This window comes from Euzebya pacifica, from assembly GCF_003344865.1.
Lineage (GTDB): Bacteria > Actinomycetota > Nitriliruptoria > Euzebyales > Euzebyaceae > Euzebya > Euzebya pacifica.
The window spans coordinates 1,558,297-1,577,780 of record NZ_CP031165.1; the positions used below are offsets into that span (position 1 = coordinate 1,558,297).

17 protein-coding genes are annotated in these 19,484 nt (G+C 71.4%); 4 read left to right on the forward strand and 13 right to left on the reverse strand.

The window, feature by feature from the left end:
- Nucleotides 1-42: 42 nt before the first annotated feature.
- Genes DVS28_RS06395 through DVS28_RS06405 form a run of 3 tightly spaced genes read right to left on the reverse strand, consistent with a single transcriptional unit; the run spans nt 43 to nt 5,074 of the window.
- Complete coding sequence (locus DVS28_RS06395; protein WP_216826437.1) at nt 43-1,041, reverse strand: dihydroorotate dehydrogenase-like protein; 999 nt, start codon at nt 1,039-1,041, stop codon at nt 43-45.
- Nucleotides 1,041-4,661 carry a pyruvate:ferredoxin (flavodoxin) oxidoreductase gene (nifJ, locus tag DVS28_RS06400; protein WP_216826438.1) on the reverse strand — a complete coding sequence of 1,207 codons (3,621 nt, stop codon included), beginning with the start codon at nt 4,659-4,661 and terminating at the stop codon, nt 1,041-1,043. The genes DVS28_RS06395 and nifJ overlap by 1 nt, the downstream gene beginning before the upstream one ends.
- A 2-nt stretch (nt 4,662-4,663) precedes the next feature.
- The gene (locus DVS28_RS06405; protein ID WP_114590721.1) at nt 4,664-5,074 is read right to left on the reverse strand and encodes a hypothetical protein; all 411 of its coding nucleotides are present in this window, start codon (nt 5,072-5,074) and stop codon (nt 4,664-4,666) included.
- A 191-nt stretch (nt 5,075-5,265) separates the two neighbouring features.
- Here DVS28_RS06405 and DVS28_RS06410 point away from each other — a divergent pair, with 191 nt between their 5' ends.
- A complete protein-coding gene (locus DVS28_RS06410) occupies nt 5,266-6,417 on the forward strand; it encodes a CBS domain-containing protein (protein WP_114590722.1) in 1,152 nt (383 codons plus the stop codon).
- Here the strand turns inward: DVS28_RS06410 and DVS28_RS28225 are convergent.
- The 6 genes from DVS28_RS28225 to DVS28_RS06435 form a co-directional block, all read right to left on the reverse strand.
- Entirely contained in the window at nt 6,414-6,566 is a 153-nt protein-coding gene (locus tag DVS28_RS28225) for a hypothetical protein (RefSeq protein WP_164710012.1), read from the reverse strand. The two genes, DVS28_RS06410 and DVS28_RS28225, sit on opposite strands and share 4 nt — an antisense overlap.
- A gap of 106 nt (nt 6,567-6,672) precedes the next feature.
- On the reverse strand, nt 6,673-7,788 hold the full coding sequence (locus DVS28_RS06415; RefSeq protein ID WP_114590723.1) for an ATP-binding cassette domain-containing protein: 1,116 nt from the start codon (nt 7,786-7,788) through the stop codon (nt 6,673-6,675).
- Between the two features lie 90 nt (nt 7,789-7,878).
- Nucleotides 7,879-8,820: a hypothetical protein gene (locus DVS28_RS06420; RefSeq protein ID WP_114590724.1), complete on the reverse strand. Its 942-nt coding sequence runs from the start codon at nt 8,818-8,820 to the stop codon at nt 7,879-7,881.
- A gap of 135 nt (nt 8,821-8,955) precedes the next feature.
- On the reverse strand, nt 8,956-10,392 hold the full coding sequence (locus tag DVS28_RS06425) for an HAD-IB family hydrolase (RefSeq protein ID WP_114590725.1): 1,437 nt from the start codon (nt 10,390-10,392) through the stop codon (nt 8,956-8,958).
- A complete protein-coding gene (locus tag DVS28_RS06430) occupies nt 10,385-12,715 on the reverse strand; it encodes a glycerol-3-phosphate 1-O-acyltransferase (protein ID WP_114590726.1) in 2,331 nt (776 codons plus the stop codon). Before DVS28_RS06430 ends, DVS28_RS06425 begins: the two co-directional genes overlap by 8 nt.
- Nucleotides 12,716-12,725: 10 nt before the next feature.
- Nucleotides 12,726-12,938: a hypothetical protein gene (locus DVS28_RS06435; RefSeq protein WP_216826439.1), complete on the reverse strand. Its 213-nt coding sequence runs from the start codon at nt 12,936-12,938 to the stop codon at nt 12,726-12,728.
- Between the two features lie 101 nt (nt 12,939-13,039).
- On the opposite strand from DVS28_RS06435, the gene DVS28_RS06440 reads away from it, so the two are divergent.
- Nucleotides 13,040-14,047 (forward strand): NAD(P)H-dependent glycerol-3-phosphate dehydrogenase, encoded by a 1,008-nt coding sequence (locus tag DVS28_RS06440; RefSeq protein ID WP_114590728.1) that lies wholly within the window; start codon nt 13,040-13,042, stop codon nt 14,045-14,047.
- An 11-nt stretch (nt 14,048-14,058) separates the two neighbouring features.
- On the opposite strand, the gene DVS28_RS06445 is transcribed toward DVS28_RS06440, so the two are convergent.
- Nucleotides 14,059-14,991 (reverse strand): hypothetical protein, encoded by a 933-nt coding sequence (locus DVS28_RS06445; protein ID WP_164710013.1) that lies wholly within the window; start codon nt 14,989-14,991, stop codon nt 14,059-14,061.
- An 81-nt stretch (nt 14,992-15,072) separates the two neighbouring features.
- Between DVS28_RS06445 and DVS28_RS06450 the strand changes: the two genes are divergently transcribed.
- Together DVS28_RS06450 and DVS28_RS06455 are read left to right on the forward strand one after the other, a co-directional pair.
- On the forward strand, nt 15,073-15,537 hold the full coding sequence (locus DVS28_RS06450) for an SRPBCC family protein (RefSeq protein WP_114590730.1): 465 nt from the start codon (nt 15,073-15,075) through the stop codon (nt 15,535-15,537).
- 132 nt (nt 15,538-15,669) lie between these two features.
- The gene (locus DVS28_RS06455; RefSeq protein WP_164710014.1) at nt 15,670-16,665 is read left to right on the forward strand and encodes a DMT family transporter; all 996 of its coding nucleotides are present in this window, start codon (nt 15,670-15,672) and stop codon (nt 16,663-16,665) included.
- On the opposite strand, the gene DVS28_RS06460 is transcribed toward DVS28_RS06455, so the two are convergent.
- The 3 genes from DVS28_RS06460 to DVS28_RS06470 all read right to left on the reverse strand — a co-directional run bounded on the left by DVS28_RS06460 (nt 16,608) and on the right by DVS28_RS06470 (nt 19,393).
- The gene (locus DVS28_RS06460) at nt 16,608-17,018 is read right to left on the reverse strand and encodes a CBS domain-containing protein (protein ID WP_108664375.1); all 411 of its coding nucleotides are present in this window, start codon (nt 17,016-17,018) and stop codon (nt 16,608-16,610) included. The genes DVS28_RS06455 and DVS28_RS06460 overlap by 58 nt on opposite strands.
- Nucleotides 17,019-17,088: 70 nt before the next feature.
- A complete protein-coding gene (locus tag DVS28_RS06465) occupies nt 17,089-17,790 on the reverse strand; it encodes a hypothetical protein (RefSeq protein WP_114590732.1) in 702 nt (233 codons plus the stop codon).
- Between the two features lie 43 nt (nt 17,791-17,833).
- Nucleotides 17,834-19,393, reverse strand: coding sequence for a S8/S53 family peptidase (locus DVS28_RS06470; RefSeq protein WP_164710015.1), 1,560 nt, complete (start codon nt 19,391-19,393; stop codon nt 17,834-17,836).
- Between the last annotated feature and the right edge of the window lie 91 nt (nt 19,394-19,484).

The window sequence follows — 19,484 nt, forward strand, 5'->3', positions numbered from 1 at the left end:
TGTGGTGTGTCGGCGACCCCACTCCCCGTCGCCGCGACCGGGTCAGCGGAAGCTGTTGGCGAAGGCGATCAGGCCCTCCACGTAGTTGGCCCGTTCGAACGCCGCCGGGTCGCTGACCCGTTGCTGGCTGGCGCTGCCGCGCAGCTGGGCGACGGACTCGTAGCCGTGCTCGACAGCCCAGTCCACGAGCTGCTGCTCGCACGTCGCGACATGGGCGGGGCCGTTGCGCAGCAACGCCGACGTCATCATCGTCACGTCCGCGCCGGCCAGCAGCGCCCGGGCCACGTCGAGGCCCGAGTGGATCCCGGTCGTCGCCGCCAGGTCGGCGTCGAGGCGACCGTGCAGCAGCCCCAGCCACCGCAGCGGCAACCGCAGCTCCGAGGACGAGGACAGCTCCAGCGAGGGCACGATCTCGCGGGTCATCGGCGACACGTCCGGCTGGTAGAAGCGGTTGAACAGCACCAGCGCATCGGCGCCGGCGTCGACCAAGCCGGCGGCCATGTGGGCGAACGAGCTGTAGAAGGGGCTGACCTTCACGGCCAACGGGATCATCAGCGCACCACGGACCGCCCGGACGAGCTCGAGCTGCTCCTGCTCCAGCGCCGCACCGCTGCAGTGGACGTCGGCCGCGACGCGGTAGAGGTTCAGCTCCAGGGCGTCGGCCCCCGCATCCTGCAGCAGCCGGGCGTAGCGTTCCCACCCGGCCGCGCTCGTGCCGTTGAGGCTGGCGATCACGGGGACGTCGGCTGCCCGCCGCGCCTCCTCCAGATGCCGCACGTAGCGGTCGGCGACGGAGTCGTTGCCCTGGATGTCGGGGAAGTAGGAGGACGCTTCGGGGCTGGCGGCATGGTCGGCCATCAGGTCGCTGGTCGCCAGCCCCTCGTGGACGACCTGTTCCTCGAACAGCGACGGCAGGACCATGGCCCCGATCCCCGCGTCGACGAGCGCGCGGACGCCGTCGAGCCGACCGGTCAACGGACCGGCCGAGGCGACGATGGGGGACCGCAGCTGCAGCCCCATGTACGTGGTCGTCAGATCCATCACATGACCTCCTCGTTGGCGATGCCGTCGGTGTCGACGACGGCGCCTGGTTCGTGCGGCACCGTGCGCTCGACGCCGGCAAGCTGCTCGTAGTACCGCCAGCGCTCGTCGACGTCGGACTGCGCCAGGGTGAGCAGGTGCGCCGCCCGGACGGGATCGGTCCGCTGCAGCATGGCGAAGCGAGCCTCCTGCCCGGTGAACGCCGACAACGGCAACGACGGCTTGCGCGAGTCCAGGTGGAACGGCTTGCCGTGTGCCTCCTCGGTCGGGGCGAACCGGTACAGCGGCCAGTAGCCGCTCTTCACGGCGTCCCGTTGGTGCGTCATGGACTCGCCCATGTCGAACCCGTGGGCGATGCAGGTCGAGTAGGCGAGCACCAGCGAGGGTCCCGGCCAGTCGGCTGCGCCCTGGAGCGCGCGGATCGTCTGAGTCTCGTTGGCCCCCAGCGCGATCTGCGCCACGTACACGGTGCCGTACTGCATGGCCAGCATGCCCAGGTCCTTCTTGGCGGTGGGCTTGCCGGACGAGGCGAACTTGGCCACGGCGCCGCGGGAGGTGGCCTTGGAGGCCTGCCCGCCGGTGTTGGAGTACACCTCGGTGTCGAGCACCAGCACGTTGATGTCCAGGCCGGAGGCCAGGACGTGATCGAGGCCGCCGAAACCGATGTCGTAGGCCCATCCATCGCCGCCCACGAGCCACGTGTCGGCACGCACGAGGGCGTTCGCGAGGGTGTCCAGCCGATCCAGCCTCTGGTCGGGCTCCGCGTCGGCGATCGCCCGCCGCAGGGCCGCGACACGTTCGCGTTGGGCCCGCACGCCCGGCTCCGTGGACTGGTCGGCACCGAGCAGCTCGGCGACGAGCCCGTCGCCGAGGACGGCGCCGGTCTCGGTCAGCAGCTGTCGGGCCGTGTCACGCTGCTGCTCGTAGCCCAGCCGCAGGCCCATGCCGAACTCGGCGTTGTCCTCGAACAGGCTGTTGGACCACGCCGGACCTCGACCGTCGTCGTTGCGACCCCATGGGGTGGTCGGGAGGTTGCCGCCGTAGATCGAGGAGCATCCCGTCGCGTTGGCGACGACCATGCGGTCGCCGAACAGCTGGGTCAGCAGCTTCAGGTACGGCGTCTCGCCACAACCGGCGCAGGCGCCGGAGTAGCTGAACAGGGGCTGCAGGACCTGCGACCCCTTGACGGTGTCGTGGGGCAGGGCGTCGCGGTCGAGACGTGGGATCGACTCGAAGAACGTCAGGTTGGCCCGTTCGCGGTCGCGGTGGTCCTCCACCGGCGCCATGGTGATGGCCTTGTGGCTGGCGTCGGTCCTGCTCACCGCAGGGCACTGGCCGACGCACACCGTGCACCCGGTGCAGTCGTCGGGTGCGACCTGGATGGTCAGCAGGTGGTCGCCCTCGAGCTCGCGTGCCCGGAACGGCTTGGCGAGGAAGCCCTCCGGGGCGCCCTCGAGCGCATCGGGGGTGAAGACGTTCATCTTGATCGCGTCGTGGGGACAGACGATCGCGCACTTGCCGCAGTCGATGCACAGGTCTGGGTCCCAGACGGGGATCTCACTGGCGATCGCGCGCTTCTCGTACTGCGTCGTGCCGGTCGGGAAGGTGCCGTCGATCGGCATGGCGCTGACGGGCAGCAGGTCGCCCTCGCCTGCCAGCATCCTGGCGGTGACCCGTTCGACGAAGTCGGGCACGCCATCGGGCACCGGCGGGCGCAGGCCCATCGTCGAGGTCACCGCCGAGCCGACGGGGACGGGGGTCAGCGCCGCGATCGCGAGGTCGACGGCGCGGAGGTTGCGTTCCACGATCTCCTCGCCGCCCCGGCCGTAGGTCCGACGGATCGACGCGCGGATGGCCGCCATCGCCTCGTCGTCGGGCAGGATGCCGGCCAGGGCGAAGAAGCAGGGCTGCATGACGGTGTTGATGCGGCCGCCGAGGCCCGATTCACGGGCGATGCGGTGCGCCTCGATGGCGTGGACCTGCAGGTCCTTGTCGATGATCTGCTGCTGGACGGGTGCGGGAAGCGCATCCCACACCATGTCGGCGGGGAACGGTGCGTTCAGCAGGACCGTCGCCCCGTGTCGGGCGATGCCCAGGACGTCCCGGGTCCCGAGGAACCCGAACTGGTGACAGGCCACGAAGTCGGCGCCGTCCACGAGGTACGTGGACTCGATGGGGGACGCCGAGAAGCGCAGGTGCGAGACCGTCTGGGCGCCGGACTTGCGTGAGTCGTACACGAAGTAGCCCTGCGCGTGGAGGCTGGTGTGCTCGCCCACGATCTTGACGGTGTTCTTGTTGGCACCGACGGTGCCGTCGCTGCCGAGGCCGTAGAACACTGCGTCGACGTCGCCGGCCGCCCTGGGCAGGTCGAGGTCGGTCGAGGGTGGCAACGACAGGTTGGTCACGTCATCGGTGATCCCGACGGTGAACCGGGCCGGCGGGTGTTCGGCAGCGAGCGCATCGAGGATCCCGGCGACCATGGCCGGGGTGAACTCCTTCGACGACAGGCCGTAGCGCCCGCCGACGACGACGGGAAGTCGATCCGCGGGTCGGGAGCCGTCCATGACCGCGCCAGCGAGCGTTGCGATCACGTCGGTCAACAACGGTTCGCCGACCGCGCCCGGCTCCTTGGTTCGGTCCAGGACCGCGACACGGGCGACGGTCGACGGCAGCGCTGCGAGCAGCGCCTCGGCGGGGAAGGGCCGGTACAACCTGATCACCGCGGCACCGACGCGTTCCCCGCGCTCGGCGAGGTGCCGGACGGTCTGGGCGACGGCGCCGGTGCCGGAGCCCATCAGGACCACCGCCCGTTCGGCACGGGGGTGGCCGATCCAGTCGACGAGCCGGTAGCGGCGTCCGGTCAGCTCCGCGAACCGGTCCATGGTCGACTGGACCGCCGCCGGGACGGCATCGTGGAAGGGGTTGGCGGCCTCACGGGCCTGGAAGAACACGTCAGGGTTCTGTGCGGTCCCCCGCAGCACAGGGGCCGCAGGGTCCAGCCCCCGTCCCCGGTGGGCGGTGACCGCGGCCTCGTCGATCAGCGACCGGAGGGTGTCGTCGTCCAGCACATCGATGCGGTTCAGCTCGTGGGACGTGCGGAATCCGTCGAAGAAGTGCAGGAACGGCACACGGGTCCTCAGGGTCGTCGCGTGGGCCACCGCCGCGAGGTCCTGGGCCTCCTGCACCGAGGAGGAGGCCAGCATCGCCCAGCCGGCGGACCGCACCGCCATCACGTCGGAGTGGTCGCCGAAGATCGACAGCGCGTGCGTGGCGACGGTTCGTGCCGCGACATGGATGACCGCCGGGGTCAGCTCCCCGGCGATCTTGAACATGTTGGGCAGCATCAGGAGCAGCCCCTGCGATGCGGTGAACGTCGTGGCCAGCGACCCGCGCTGCAGGGCACCGTGCAGCGCACCGGCAGCACCGGCCTCGCTCTGCATCTCCACGACGCGGGGGACCGACCCCCAGAGGTTTCGCCGACCGGCCGACGACCATGCGTCGGCCAGCTCGCCCATCGGCGAGGCCGGGGTGATCGGATAGATCGCCACGACCTCGCTGAGGGCGTGCGCAACGCGGGCGGCAGCCGCGTTGCCGTCGACGACCGTGGAGGTGGCCGTCATCATCATCCCGCCTGTCGGGTGTCGGCCCGATCGTTCGACGTGGTCTCGGTGTGCAGCGCTGGCGTTGCGGTGCGGGCACGGCGACGTCGTGTGCGGCGGCGGTCGACGGTGTGGTCCAGGCGCTGGCGCAGCTTGGTGGTCATCTGTGCGACGACCTCGTCCAGGGTGTCGGCGTCGGCGTGCACGACCAGCACATGACCGGGGATCTCGGCGGTGGCCCGCCCGTGGGCCCGCCGTCGGGGGTGGGGGATCGCCTGCTCGAGGCGGATCTCGATCGATGTCGCATCGACGCCGTGGGACTCCAGCACGCCGGTGACGTGCTCGACAGCCCGTTCCCGCTGGTCGCTTCCGACATGTCCCTCGACGGACAGCTCGACCACGGGGGTGGTGCTGCGCTGGCGTGCGTCCGACATCGTTGCTCCGTTCGTCGTTCCTCGACCGTGCACGTTCGTGCGACGGCCCTGCCAGTGAACGTCGTGCGCAGACCGCACGCAGGGTCGTTGGTCCACGACGCTTCGGGCCCTCCGGCCCTGATGAACGAGGCCGCGCTGCGGGATGCTCGGGTCACGGATGGGAACGATCCCATCGCTGAAGGGAGCTGGTCATGGAACGCTGGGTGCTCGCACGAAGGGGAGTCCACGGTGACCCCGAGCTGCTGAAGGACGTGTTGGTCGCCGACACGATCGAGCTCCTGCAGGCCGCGACGGGCGCGCCGCTCGACCCGCCTGCCGGGGACGGTTCGATCACGGTGCCCCTGCCCGCCAAGCTGGCCGGTCTGCCGGTGCACAAGTCGGTCACCGTCCACGTGGGCGAGGTCCGCCGGATGGAGCACTGGCTCACGATCCCGCTGCGCTGGGACGCCGGCCACGCCTCGGCGGTCGTGCCCGCGTTCGAGGGCTCCATCGAGGTCGAGGACCTGTCGTCCTCGGCCATGGACCTCGTGGTGGTGGGCAAGTACCGCCCGCCGTTGGGCCCCATCGGGGACGCCATCGACCTGACGAGCATGTATCCCCTGGCCCAGCGCACGATCCAGTGGCTCACCGAGCGCCTGGCAGAGGCGCTGACCACCCGGGTCGCCGGTTCCGCCCCGACGACACGCCGGTGGCGGGGATCGATGGTCGTGGCCGATGTCATGACCAGGAACCCGCTCGCGCTCGCGGAGGACCTCCCGCTGCGTGGCGCGGCCTCGTTGCTGCTGTACGGCAGGATCAGCGGCGCGCCGGTCATCGACTCCGAAGGTCGCGTGGTCGGTGTGCTGTCCGAACGCGACCTGCTGGACAAGGCCGCACCGCCGGACGACCGGTTCGGCAAGGAGGCCTCGGCGGCACGACGTCGTTACGGCTCCCTGACCGTCGGCGAGGCCTGCACCCGTCCGGCGCTCGTGACCGAGGCGGACACCCCCCTGCGCGAGGCGGCGGGCGAGATGGCCCGCCACGACGTCGACCGCCTGGTCGTCATGGACGGGGCCGTGCATGTCGGCATCGTGACCCGTCGGGACATCCTCCGAGCGCTGGTCCGCGACGACGACGACATCCAGGACGCCGTGCGTGAGGTGCTCGACGGCCTTGACCACCCCGCCGTCCTCGCACATGTCGCCGGTGGTGTCGTGACCCTGCTCGGCGACGTGAAGCGCCTCAGCCAGGTGGGGATCATCACCAGCCGGATCCGCATGATCGACGGGGTCATCGACCTCGACGACTCCGCGTTGTCCTGGGAGTACGACGACGTCACCCCGCCGTTCGTCCCGATGGCCTAACCCCCCGGGACCTGCACCACCGCATCCATGACCGTGCCGTCGGGCAGCTCGCTGTCCGACGGCCCGGACCATCCGGGGGCGAGGAGCAGCAGCAGGCCGACCACGAACATGAGCAGCCAACCGAGCGGGGCGAGGACGGTGTCGGACACGGGAGCTTCCTTCCTGGGGGGCGTACACCCGTCCTGAGCCGGCGGCGGGGCCCGTGATACGCAGGCGACCACAAACGGTCCCGCTGGTTCCGTCGGTGGCCGGGGTTCAGCCGGGCGAGGGGCCGCCGTCGCCGTGCCAGATGGCCCGACCGTCGGTCGGGTCGAACGCGCTGAGCTGGCGTACCGCGACCGTCAGCTCGACCGCTGCGCCGGCGGCGGGCGAGGTCCCGGGGTCGGCACGTCCCGTCCATCGTCCGGACCCCACGTCCACGATGACGTGGTCCGTGCTGCCGCGGTGCACGACGCTCTCGACCGTCCCCGCGAGCCGCAGGTCAACAGGGTCCTCGGGGCGGGAGAGCCACAGCTGGTCGGGTGACGCGGCCAACCGCACGACGGTGTCCAGGCGTTCGCGCAGCGGCCCGGGAAGCCCGCCCGGTACCCGCAGCCGTTGTGCACCGACGACCAGCCAGCCCAGCCCGCTGGACTCGGCCACCCGGGCATCCACGAACCGGCGGGGCGGATCCCCGACGAATCCGGCGACGAAGGTGCTGGACGGCCGCCGTCGCAGCTCCTCCGGTGATGCGACCGTCTCGATCCGCCCGGCACGCATCACCGCCACTCGGTCGGCCAGCCGCATGACCTGCCAGTGATGGTTGGTGGCCAGCACGACGGTGATGCCCGTCGCGGTGCGGAACGACGCGAGCTCCTCCAGCAGCGTGCGCTGCTCCACCGGTCCGAGGTCCGCCAGCGGCTCGTCGAGCAGCAGCGCCGTCGGCATCCGCTCCATCGCCCGAGACATCAGCCGGCGTGGGATCGCGGGTGGGCCAAGGGGGCGGCCGGTCCGCCGACCCCCGCGCCGACCTCGGGCCCACCACCGTGGGTCGGTCGCCTCGTCCTCGTCGTCGAGCCGGCGGAGCTCGGCTGGCAGCACCAGCTCCTCCACCACCGACATGAGTCGTCGCAGCCGACGGGCGTCGGTGACCAGCGCGACGTTGCGGTCCCGCATCCCGACCGTCGTCATGTCCACGCCGCCGATACCGACGACACCCGAGTGGATCGGGTCGACACCGGCGATGGCCCGCATCAACGTCGACTTGCCCGCGCCCGACGGGCCGATCAGGCCCAGCAGCTCGTCGCGACCGACACGCAGGTCGACGTCGTCCAGCAGGACCGTGCCGTCGGGCGCGGTCCTGCGCACCCCCTTCAGCTGGATGGCCGCCATCGGGTGCCCAGTATCCCCCGACGGCGGACCGGCGACGCGACAAAGCTGGTGCGTGGTCCCCGACGACGTGTCAGCCGGTCACGGCCGTGCTCAGCCGAGGGGCACCGATGTGGTGGTGCACGGTGCGTTGGTGGCGCAGGCGCGCAGGTGCAGGGTGTCGCGGTCGCCGCCGACGCCGGTGACCGAACCCTCGAAGCTGCCGTCGTCGTCGAGGTCCAGGACGGTCCACTCCTGTCCGAAGGAGGGTGTGGCCGTGTCGGCCTTGCCCACGAACGCCTGGACGGTCCGGCCGGCGAAGAAGGCGTCCCAGCCGTTGATGTATGACTCCGTGGTGGTGTTGGAGACGCCGGCCTGGACGGTGGCGGTGATGGAGGAGCCGGCGGTCTCCTCGGGGGCGATCAGGGTGCCGGGCTGGAAGCCGGCCGCCACGACCCGGTCGATGCCGTCACGGGTGTCGAACGGCATGAACATGCTGACCGTGTTGGCGTCGTCGTCGAACGCGCCGTCGAGGAACGCCAGGTGGTAGCAGCCGCTGACGGGCGTGCCCTGGTAGGACTCCTGGCATGCGCCGCGCAGCTGGAACCAGTCCTCGCCGCTGGCTGCCTGGTTGGCGTGGCCGACGGGGTCCTCCGCCGTCGTGACCGACACGAGGTTCGACCGCTTGGCCTGGAGCTGGAAGGACTGGCCGCCGGCGGTGAACGCCCACGTGTAGCGAACACCCTCCGGCGGGACCTCGCCGAGCTCCTCGAGCTGCCAGACGAACTCCACACCGTCGTCACGGACGTCGACCGACGCCGACTGCAGGTTGATGCCGATGGCACCACCGAGCTCGGTGCTGGCGAAGTCCGTCACGCTGCCACCGACCTCGAACGGGCCGTCGGCCGCGGCGAAGATCGCGGTCCCGGTCACCTCGACGGTGTCACCGTCCACGGTCGACACGACGTCCTCGAACGCCGGGCCAACGGCACCGGCGGGCAGGGACGCGAGCGCCAGCAGGCCCACGAGGACGGACAGGAGAGTGGTTCGCAGCATCGAGGTTCCTCCGGGGTGCCGTGCTGGCTCGTGCCAGCGAGGTCGTGCTGCGGACGTTCACCGTCGGACCCCCGAGTTCCTGCACGATCTGTCGGCCAGACCGTCCCCTTCGTGACCGTTTGTGTCGTCGGAGGGTCAGGAACGGCCGAAGAGGGCGTCCATCATGCGGCTGCGAACCGCCTCGACCTCCTTGGTCAGCGCGTCCTCTGCCCAGCTGGCGGGGTGGGACGCGGGCAGGACCGTCACCTCGATGCGGCCCGACTGGATCAGCTGCCCGCCGCGCGGCATCAACGTGCCTGCGCCGCGGATCACCACCGGGACCACCGGCACGCCGGCCTGTCGGGCGATGTGGAAGGCACCCTTCTTGAACGGTCCCATCCCGGGCGTGCGCCAGCGCGTCCCCTCGGGCGCCAGGGCCAGGCTGATGCCGTCCTCCGTCAGCGCCTCGACCGCGGGCAGCAACGCCTCGCGGATCTGGGTGGAGTCGGAGCGATCGATGAAGGCGACCCCGCCGACGGCGAACAGCTGGCCGAAGCCGGGGATGTTGCGGACCTCCTGCTTGGCGACAGCCGTCACCTTCTCGCGCAGGACGTTCATCATGATCAGGCTGTCGAGGTTGGACCGGTGGTTGAAGACGAACACGCACGGCCGATGGGCCCACAGGTGCTCACGACCCTCGACGATGTCGACATCGATGCCGGCGACGGTCAGCGCAAGGTCCGAGCCGAACCCGATGGCGGTGTCGACGAACGTCCGGCGCGACCGGCGCAGCAGGCCGAGGCCCGCCGCGATGGCGGTGCCACCGAAGAACCCCGAGTAGGCGGCCGCCGTGCGGACCAGCGACTTCGGGGTGGGCTTGGCCGAGGTCCGGTCCCCGACGAGCACCGGCCAGCCGCGTTGCTCTGCGGTGCGACGGAGGTGGGGACGTGGGCTCACGGCGACCGGATTGCCGACGGCCTCCAGCAGCGGGACGTCCTCGTCCCCGTCGGAGTAGGCGAACGACGCGGCGAGGTCCAGGCCGTCGGTCTCGGCCAGCGCATGCAGTCCGATCGACTTCTGCTCGCTCCACAGCGCCACCCCGTCGACCCGTCCGGTCACCACCCCGTCGAGGACCTCCAGCTGTGTGCACAGCACGTGGTCGGCGTCGGTGATCTCCGCGATCGCCTCGATCTGCAGCATGGTGGCGCTGGACGCGATGACGATCGTGTGGCCGGCCGCCCGATGGGCCTCCAGCAGCGCCCAGGTCTCGGGTCGCAGGTGTGGGGCGATCTCGTTGTCGAAGATCTCGCGTCCCCAGCCGCGGAGCTCGTCGACGTCCCGGCCGGCGTAGGCGGCCAGCGACCACCCGAGGAACGCGTCGAACTCCTCGGGCGTCCGCACCCCCCGGATGGCGGCCAGGGCGATCCGGGCCGCTTCGCGGGCGCCCACCTCCAGCGCCTTGACCCGCGCCTGGATGAAGGCCAGCCCGGAGAATCCGTCGATCAGCGTCCCGTCGTAGTCGAAGACGGCCGCGACACCGGGGCCGGGTGGTGCCTCGCGGATCCGGTCGATGAGCTCGTCGAGGTCAGCCATCGGTGCCTCCGGCCACGGCAGGGGCGGGGCTGTCCAGGTCGACGGTGTGCTCCGAGATCCGCCATGGCCGTCGGTCCAGGTCGGCGATCCGCTGCAGCCGTTGGACCACGGTGTCCAGCTCCTCGCGGTAGGCCTCGCGGGCCGCTGCTGCCGTCGGACCACCGTCGAGCAGGCCGCGGTTGTCCGCCAGCAGCGCGGTGCCGCCGAACAGCTCGCGTGACACCGACTCGGCCCCGTGGATACGACGCTGGCGCAGCATCTGCTGGCCGTATGACAGGCTGCGGTCGACCAGCGTGTCGGGCTCGATGTGCCCGTCGGTGTCGACCAGCACGGCCGCGGTGACGACCTGCGCATCGATGAAGGACCGCAGGACGTGGTGGGCGACGAGCGGCCCGGCGGGTGCGGCGGAGCTGCCGTCCTCGGCGGTGCGCAGCGCGCGTTGCAGGACACGCTCGGCCTGGTCCGCCCGCCCGTCGGTGCGGTTCCACGTCGGGCTCAGCAGCTGCAGCTCGGCCTCGAGCTCGTCGCGGAACCGTGCCTTGGTCGGGAAGAAGAACTCGAACTTCAGCAGGTCCCGAAGGCGCAGTGCCTCCTCCCAGCCCAGGTCCAGGTGGTTCTCGCCATCGGGGAGCGTGGCCACGTACAGCACGACGAGCTCGACGATGGCCCGGTTGAGGAGGTGGTGCAGCGCGCCGTTGCGGTAGAAGGCCGCGGTGTGGTGACGGCCGGTCCGGATCGACCAGATCGGGGTCGGGCCGTCGTCGAAGACCTCCACGACCCCGGCGTCCTGCAGCCGACCGAGCGTGCGGCACAGCCCGATGGGATGGCGCAGGTCGTCCTTGGGACGCTCGATGCCGCGCATGTCGAGGTAGTCCAGCAGTGGGGTGACCCGATGCCCGATCTCCTCCACGGTCAGGGCGCGGTCACGTTCGCCGAGCAGGGCCAGGCAGACCAGCGAGGTGGAGGTGGCCGGGGTCACGTCGTTGATGCGGGTGGCGACCTCGAAGGCCACCTTCTCCAGCTGCGACGGGCCCTCGCCGGCGTCGGACAGCGCATCCCGCAGCGACATCGGCTGGCCGAACCGGACCAGCACGTCGCCGAGGTGGTGCTGCTGGGACTGCACGTACCGGGCGAACCAGGCCAGCCCCTCGGCCTGCTTGGTGCCACCCTGCTCCTCCTCCGCCATCGAGGCGACCTCGTGCAGCTGCTCGTAGACCAGCGACACGGGGACGACGATCGGGTCGGCCTCGTCGTGGAGGTCGAGGCCGTCGACGAGGTAGCGCAGGATCCCGTAGCGGGGACGGCGCAGCTTGCCGGTGCGGGTGCGGCCGCCCTCCATGAACCACTCGAGGTTGAACTTCTTGGCCATCAGGTGGCCGAGGTAACGACGGACCGCGAACTTGTAGACCTCGTCGCCCCCGAAGGACCTGCGGATGAAGACGATGCCGGCTCGCTTGCCGAGGGGGCCGAAGGGCCAGAAGGAGAGGTTCGCGCCACCGAGGGTGTGGTTGCGGGGGAGGTCGTGCTGCAGGAGGACGTCGGCGATGATCAGCGGGTCGACGTAGCTGCGATGTGACGGCAGGAAGATCAGCGAGTGCCCACGGTTCAGCTCGCGCAGGTGGTCCAGGGCCGAGTCGTCGACCTCGACGTTCCACGCCTTGGCGTGCATGGGGCGCAGGACGGTGCGCCACACGTCGATCGCCAGCGGCGACTGGACGGCGATCAGCTCCTCCAGCGCCGCCTTGGCCTCCTTGCGCAACCCGCGGATGTCGCGACCGAGCTGGCCCGCCAGCTCGCGGAGGCCCATGTCGAAGGAGGTGCTGTCCAGCAGCTGCTCGGCGATGAGCCTCGGCACCTTGTACCGGTTGCCGAGCACCTGTCGTTCCGCGCGGTCACAGGCCAGGACCGCCTGACGCGCGACGAAGGCAGGGAACCGCGCGGTCGCATGGTCCTCGTCGCCGTACCGCCGGAGGAATCGCCCCCGCAGCTGTTCGGTCGATGCCGGCGTTCCGGTGGTGACCACCGCGCCGTCCGGGCGTCGCCGGGTGATCAGCTCCTGCAACGGCCGCCAGGGACGGCGGGGCCCGCTCAGCAGCAGCAGCTCGCCGAGGTTCAGGCGTTCGCCGGCGCCGCGTTCGTCGGGCAGCCACGTGACCCGCGCGGGGACCACCTGCCCCGCACCCTCCACGGCCGCAGGAAAGCGGTCGTCCTCCAGTGCGACCACCGGTGCGCCGGGATGGGCATCGGCCGCCCATTCCTCCACCAGCCGTCGCTCGGTCGTCGACCGCACATCTGCGGCCACCAGCGTCGAGCCCTCCGTCATGCTCCGGAGGCTAGGGGTTGTCGTCCGGCTTGTCGTCGGGCCATGCCTCCCACCGTTCGTCCTCGGCCTCCCACTTCTCCTCGCGAGCGTCGCGCGACTCCTTCCATTCGCGTGCCGCGTGCTCGGAGGGGTAGGGGCCGAACCGGTCCATGGCACGGCACACGTTGCCGTGCTCCGGTCGGTCGTGGGTGAAGCACCAGTACCAGCTGTCGTCATCGGGCATGCCGCGATCATGCCCCGGACCCCCGCTCGTCGACACCGACATCTCCTAGACTCCTCCGACGCAGCGATGGCCAGCAGCGGAGCCGACGGACGGGACACCCAGTGACCAGACCCATCAACGTGACGATCCTCGGGAGCGGGTCCTGGGGAACGACGGTGGCGTCGCTGGTGAGCGGGAACACCCCGACGTTGCTGTGGTCACGGCGGGCCGAGGTGGCGGAGGAGATCACCAGCAGGCAGACCAACAGCCGTTACCTGGGGGACCATCGCCTGCCGGCATCGTTGGCAGCCACCGCTGACCTTGCCGACGCCGTCGCCCGGGCCGACGTCCTGGTCGTGGGCGTGCCGACGCAGGGGATCCGCGAGACGCTGGAGGCTGCGGCCCCCCACGTCCGCCCGTGGATCCCGGTGCTGTCACTGGCCAAGGGCCTGGAGCAGTCGACCCGCATGCGCCCGACCGACGTCATCAGCGAGTGCCTGCCGGGCCACCCGGTCGGCCTGCTGGCCGGGCCGAACATCGCCGGGGAGATCCTCGAGGGCAAGGCGGCGGCAGCGGTCATCGCCACCCCCGACCCCGACATCGCCGCGTCACTGCAGCCGCTGTTCTCCTCGGTGCGGTTCCGCGTCTACACCAACACCGACGTGCTCGGCTGCGAGCTCGGCGGGGTCCTGAAGAACATCGTCGCGATCGCCGCGGGGATGGCCGACGGGCTCGGTGTCGGCGTCAACACGAGCGCGCTGGTGATCTCCCGTGGCCTGGCGGAGATCACGCGGCTGGGCCTGGCCATGGGCGCCGACCCGGCGACCTTCAGCGGGCTGACCGGGCTCGGCGACCTGATCGCCACCTGCATGTCCCCGCGCTCCCGCAACCGGCGGGTGGGGGAGGAGCTGGCAAAGGGCCGCACCATCGAGGAGGCCGTCGAGGTGCTCGGCCAGGTGGCGGAAGGGGTCAAGACCGCCCGCAGCGTGGTGGAGCTCGCGCACGAGCACGGTGTCGACGTCCCGATCTGCGAGGAGGTCGACGCGGTCTGCAACGAGGGGCGCACCGCGCTCCAGGCCTACCGCGGCCTTGTCCGGTTGCGGCCCGGCAGCGAGCACGACGCAGGCTGACAGAAGGGCCGTCAGCCTGTCGGGGTCGGGCTGGGGTCGGCCGTCGGCGTGGCACCTGGGGACGTCGTCGGTGCCGGGGCGGTTCCCAGCAGGACACTCTCCGCGCAGCCCCACACACCGACACCGGTGCCCTCCGCAGAGGCCTGGGCCACTCGCAGCCGCTCGGTCAGGAACGGGTCGTCGTCGACCTGGTCGGTGTCGAGGATCGCCTCGCCGGCCACGGTCAGGGTGACGTTGAGCGACGAGTCGGGGTTGGAGAGCGCCAGCACCTCCGCCAGGCGGCGGCCCAGGGCGTCGGTCTCGGGCGCATCGGCCGGCCGCCGCAGGAGGACGTCACCATCGGTGGCCTCCAGCCACGCCTCGGTCAAGGCAGAGGACTGGGTGTGCCGACAGTCTCCCGGCGCCGGTGCATCGGTCCCGGCCAACCGCACCTGGATGGCCCGTCCGGCGTCGGGGCCGTCGGCCAGCATCTCGCGCAGGTCGAACCCGACCAGCACGTTGCCGTCGACGACGTCGGTGACGTGCAGGGCGATCTCGACGTCGTCGGCCTCGGCAACGGCCGAGGTGACCTCCGCGAGGCTCGACGCCGTGGCTGCGTCCTCGTTGGCGTCGGCTTCGGCCGCCGCGGCCGCGTCGGCCACGTCAGCGGCTTCCGACCCAGCGGCGCGTGACTGGGCCAGCTCCGTGGTCAGCGCCTCGAGCTCGTCCCGCAGGCGGTCGATCTCCCCGGCTCGGTCCTGCAGGTCGCCCCGGAGCTCGGCGAGGTCACCACGGAGTTCGGCGGCGGTGGCGTCGGCGGCGCTGGCTCGCTGGACGGCTGCATCGATGTCGCCCTGGGCGCCGTTGCCGGCAGCCCACACGGTCACCACCACGATGACCAGCACGGCGACAACCGTGCCGATGACCATCGGTGAAGGGGTCGGCAGGGACGGGCGATCGACCATCGGGTGGACCGTACTGCACCGTCCCCGCCACGACGCGCTGCCGCCTCGGCCGTCGCGGCGCACACACGAGAGACTTCGGGCATGCCCGTCATGGAGACCAGCGCCGCTGTCGAGGTGGCCGTGCGGGCCCCGGACGCCTTCGCGTTCGTGGCCGATGCGACCAACAACCCGCGATGGCAGAAGGGCATGGTCGACTGCACGTGGCTGGCCGACGAGCCGCCCATCGGTGTCGGGTCGCGGTACCGCCAGCACGCCCGGTTCATGGGGCGGGACGTGCGCTCGATCTTCGAGGTGACCGAGTACGTCGACGGGCAGGTCATCGCTGCCCGCACCCTCCGCGTCGACGAGGGCGGGGTCGCCGGTGGGTTCCCGATCACCTTCCGCCGCTCGGTCGAGCCGGTCGGCGAGGGCCGGTGCCGTGTGCGGACCGTCGTGACCGGGGAACCCGGCCGTTTCTTCGGACTGGCCGCCGGCCCGCTGGCATGGATGGTCCGTCGGTCCATCCGGGCCGACTACCGACGGCTGGTCGGGGTCCTCGAGTCCTGACCCCGGGTTCCCCTCGGTACAGGCCGGCACGGGATCGAGCGCCCGACCGGGGCCTACCGTGGGGGCATCGCCGCCAACCCGCACCACACCGGTGCCGCAGACGCTCCGCCCGCCCCTCCCCGCCGACCTGTCGTGTCCAACGACCGCGTCGCGGGCTTCGCGCAGCGGTTCCCGCTGGTGCTCGTCGCCAGCGGCGTCGTGCTGTACTCGACCGGCCCGATCATGCTGCAGGCCTCGTCGTTGTCGGGCCCCGCGTTCTCCTTCTGGCGGCTGCTGATCGGCGCGGTGCTGCTGACGTCGCTGGCCGCCGTCGGCGCGCGACGACGACACGCGTCGGTGCTGCCCGGCCGGGAGGGCCGTCGCTGGACCGTCATCGCGGGGGTGTGCTTCGGCGTGCACCAGCTGCTGTTCATGACCGCCGTGAAGCTGACCAGCGTCGTCGACGTCTCGCTGATGAACGCCCTTGCCCCCGTCGCCACGGCGCTGGGTGCCTGGTGGTTGTTCCGTGAACGGCCAGGCCCCAGGTTCTTCGCCTGGTCCGCGCTGGCCATCGGTGGGGGCGCGTGGCTGGCCGTGCAGGCCTCCGGTCCGACGGGCAACCCCCTCGGCATGGCCATGGCCATCGCCAACGTCGTCTGCTTCGCCGGGTTCTTCCTGTCCTCCAAACGGGGACGCGAACACGTCGACGTGATGCCGTTCCTCGCCGGGGTGATGACCGTCGGCGTGCTGCTGGTCGGCGTCTTCGTGGCGCTGACGGGGGTCGACGTCGGCAGCGCAACCCGGGCCGACCTGCTGCTCGCCTTCGGTGTCGCGGCCGGTCCCGGGGCCCTCGGCCACTTCGTGATGACCTGGCCGCTGCGCTGGGTGCCGGCCAACATCCCGCCGGTCATGCGGCTGGCCCAGCCTGCGCTGTCGGGGGTGCTGGCCCTGCTGGTGCTGGGTGAACCGCTCGGCTGGGTGCACGTGGCGGGTGGCCTCGTGGTCGTCGTCGGTGCCGCCGGTGCGGTCCTGTCACGCGATGGCCGGGCGCTGCAGCGCGCAGCCCGCGAGGGGGCAGGCCTGCCGGTCGGTCAGACGACCGCGATCTCGCTGAGCACGTCGCGGGCGCTCAGGACCCCCACCGGCTGACCGTCGTCGTCACCGACCACCACGAGGTGGCGGATGCCGCGCTTGGCCATGGCGTTGATGCCGTCCTGGAGGCTGGCGGAGGCGTTGACGGTGATGATGTCGCCGCGGGCACGGTCGGCCAGGTGGACCTCGTCGGGTCGGTCGCCGTCGGCCAGGGACCGCACGAGGTCGCGCTCGGAGAAGACGCCGACCAGCTCGTCGCCGTCGGTCAGCAGCAGCAACCCGATGTGGCGGTCGCGCATGGCCTTGGCCGCCTCGCACAACGTCGAGGACGCCGGCAGGGTGATGAACGTCTCGGACATGCAGCGTGCGACCGGCTGCTCGAGGCGGCGGTCCTGGTCGATCGATGGCATCGGTTGTGCTCCCCGAGGGGTGGTCGCGTCCCGGCCCCTGTGCAGAGCGGGGGGCCGGGTGAGGCGCAGCCTAGTCGCCCGAGCCGGTCTCGTCGCGTTCCGTCCCGCCTGCGCCCCGCGCAGCAAGCCCGGCGGTCGCGGCCCTGGCCACCGAGAAGATGGGGCTCCAGATGCGGGCGAGGTCCACGGGGAGGGGGTCCATGGGGCGTCCGCCGAGGTCGCTGACGACCTCGACGTCCTCCTCCACGGCCGTGCGCGCGGTCTCGCGCAGCTCCACGCCGTAGGCGGTCGGGTCCTCGGGGTGGGGGAACGCCGCCGGGTCGGCCATCACCAGGGGTCGGACGATGCCGACGCCCGCCGCGGGGCCCTTGCCGTCCTCGACCGGGCTCAGCAGGGCAGCCACCTCCACCAGCACCTGCTCGGACCGGGCGCCCTCCTCAGCCAGGGTCCGGCGGCTGCCCTCGACGTCAGGGGGAGAGGACAGGTCCGCCGGACACAGCACCATGGCGGTGACCAGCAGGCCGCCCGTCGGGATCTCCAGCAGTCCCGCCACGGTCACCAACGACTCGGTGGCCGAGGCGACGCGGACGGTGCCGGCCAGCTCCTCGAAGACCCGAGGGCTGAGCATGCCGGGGTCCAGCAACGGCACGTCGGCCAGCGGCCCCTCGCCACGGGGCCAGTCAGCGAGGATCTGCGGGATCGAGGAGATCTGGGGTCGGAGCAGCCGCCGGATCTCGTCGAGGTCCGGCGGTACGAGGGGAGCGTTGGCCATGGACAGGAGTTGTAGCGCGTCGTTGGCCGTTCGGCTCCTCGGGTCAGCCCCGGTCGAGCTGCTCCGGACCGTCGGCCGCATCGTCGGTGCCGAGCGCGTTGAGGGCACCGAAGACCGTCGGACAGGCCGTCGCCATGGCGGTGGTGAGGGGACCCGACACGGTCGGCAGCTCGGTTTCGCCCTCGACCCAGTAGCCGCCGTCCCAGCCGCCGTGGATCTCCTGGCGGCACCAGCTGTCGACCACGAACCAGTCGTGTTCGGCCTGCGGGCGGTCCAGCGGTGCACGGACGCCGGTCAGCGGCTCGACGACTGCAGCCACCTCCTCGAGCCAGCGGAAGTTGTCGGGCAGCCGTCCGAAGAGCGTGCCGTGGCCCTCCGAGGCGTACTCCACCTCGTCGACGGCCGGCGTCGTGACGCCCACCTGGCCCGGGCGCAGACCCGGATCGGTCTGGCTCGCGGCGTGCAGGAACCCGAACCGCATCTCCGTCGCGTCCACCTCGCTGTCGGCCACGGCGCAGTCGGCGACGGCAGTGCCACACGACAGGTCGCCGACGCTGATGACACCGTCGTGCTGGATACGTGACGGGCCCGCCATGGCCGTCCGCAGGTCGTAGAGGGCACGGGCATAGGTGCCCGCGGCGACCGGGGTGGCGTTGGAGGTTCCGCTGAAGTTGCCGCTGCCGTTGATCGTGGCGCCGCCGTACCCAGCCGGGTAGCCGGTACCGATGGAGGAGATGTCCGCCGCCTTGCCGGTGCCCGTGTACTCGCGGCCGTCGGTGTCGGTGGCGCCGACGGTGATGATCCAGTCCGGGCCCTCCTGGGAGGACTGGTAGGTGGTGTTGGGTGCGACGAAGGCGTTGGCCTGTCCGTTGCCAGCGGAGAAGAAGATGGTCTGGCCCCGCTCGGAGGCCTGCCGCTGGAGGTCGGTGTTGGACCCGTCGTAGATGCGGTCGCGCATCAGGGTGGAGAACCCGAAGGAGTTGGTGACGACGTCGATCCACGGCTGGTTCATCGCCCAGTTCGAGGCGGCCTCCCGGTCGTCGCCGCCGTAGCGGATCAGCACGACGAGGCATTCGGGGCAGGTGCCGTGGATGGTGCCCGCCGACACCGTCGAGGTCCCGTTGCCGTGGGAGTTGTTGGCGCCGAAGAAGCCATCGGTGCCGCCACCGAAGTCCAGGGCCCCGACGATCTTGGTGCCCGGGATGTGCCGCATGTGCACGTCGCCGGCGGAGGACTGGGGCAGCTGGTCGTGGGCGTTGTCGGCGTCCTCGAGCTGCTCGATCGGCACGCTGGTGTCGGTGGTCAACGTCAGGTCGATGGCGCCGGTGCTGGCAACGCCGACGGCATCGGCGTATCCCGGCAGCCAGTCCGCGGGGTCGGTGTCCAGCGGAAGGTCGTTGCTCGGGTCGCCGTCGAGGTGCTGGGGCATCAGGTCGGCCCGGAAGTCCAGGTGGTACGGGCTGAATCCGGAGTCCACGACAGCGATCACGACGGCGTCGTCGGCTTCTGTCGCCGTGGGGTCGGGGATCGGATCGGCCACGGCGGGAAGGGCGCTTGCCATGGCGATGGTCATGGCGAAGGCGGTCAGGCGGGGCAGGCGCACGGTGGTCCTCGTGTCGATGGAACGGCTGCGCGTCCGGCGGCAGCCTCGGGCGGGGGTTCGCCGTGTACCCGCCGAAGTCCTGCTGGTTGCG

Coding starts and splice junctions, on each gene's coding strand:
- DVS28_RS06395 (WP_216826437.1), bottom strand. CDS start 1,041: ATGGATCTGACGACCACGTACATGGGGCTGCAGCTGCGGTCCCCCATC.
- nifJ (WP_216826438.1), bottom strand. CDS start 4,661: ATGACGGCCACCTCCACGGTCGTCGACGGCAACGCGGCTGCCGCCCGC.
- DVS28_RS06405 (WP_114590721.1), bottom strand. CDS start 5,074: ATGTCGGACGCACGCCAGCGCAGCACCACCCCCGTGGTCGAGCTGTCC.
- DVS28_RS06410 (WP_114590722.1), top strand. CDS start 5,266: ATGGAACGCTGGGTGCTCGCACGAAGGGGAGTCCACGGTGACCCCGAG.
- DVS28_RS06415 (WP_114590723.1), bottom strand. CDS start 7,788: ATGGCGGCCATCCAGCTGAAGGGGGTGCGCAGGACCGCGCCCGACGGC.
- DVS28_RS06420 (WP_114590724.1), bottom strand. CDS start 8,820: ATGCTGCGAACCACTCTCCTGTCCGTCCTCGTGGGCCTGCTGGCGCTC.
- DVS28_RS06425 (WP_114590725.1), bottom strand. CDS start 10,392: ATGGCTGACCTCGACGAGCTCATCGACCGGATCCGCGAGGCACCACCC.
- DVS28_RS06430 (WP_114590726.1), bottom strand. CDS start 12,715: ATGACGGAGGGCTCGACGCTGGTGGCCGCAGATGTGCGGTCGACGACC.
- DVS28_RS06435 (WP_216826439.1), bottom strand. CDS start 12,938: ATGCCCGATGACGACAGCTGGTACTGGTGCTTCACCCACGACCGACCG.
- DVS28_RS06445 (WP_164710013.1), bottom strand. CDS start 14,991: ATGGTCGATCGCCCGTCCCTGCCGACCCCTTCACCGATGGTCATCGGC.
- DVS28_RS06450 (WP_114590730.1), top strand. CDS start 15,073: ATGCCCGTCATGGAGACCAGCGCCGCTGTCGAGGTGGCCGTGCGGGCC.
- DVS28_RS06460 (WP_108664375.1), bottom strand. CDS start 17,018: ATGCCATCGATCGACCAGGACCGCCGCCTCGAGCAGCCGGTCGCACGC.
- DVS28_RS06465 (WP_114590732.1), bottom strand. CDS start 17,790: ATGGCCAACGCTCCCCTCGTACCGCCGGACCTCGACGAGATCCGGCGG.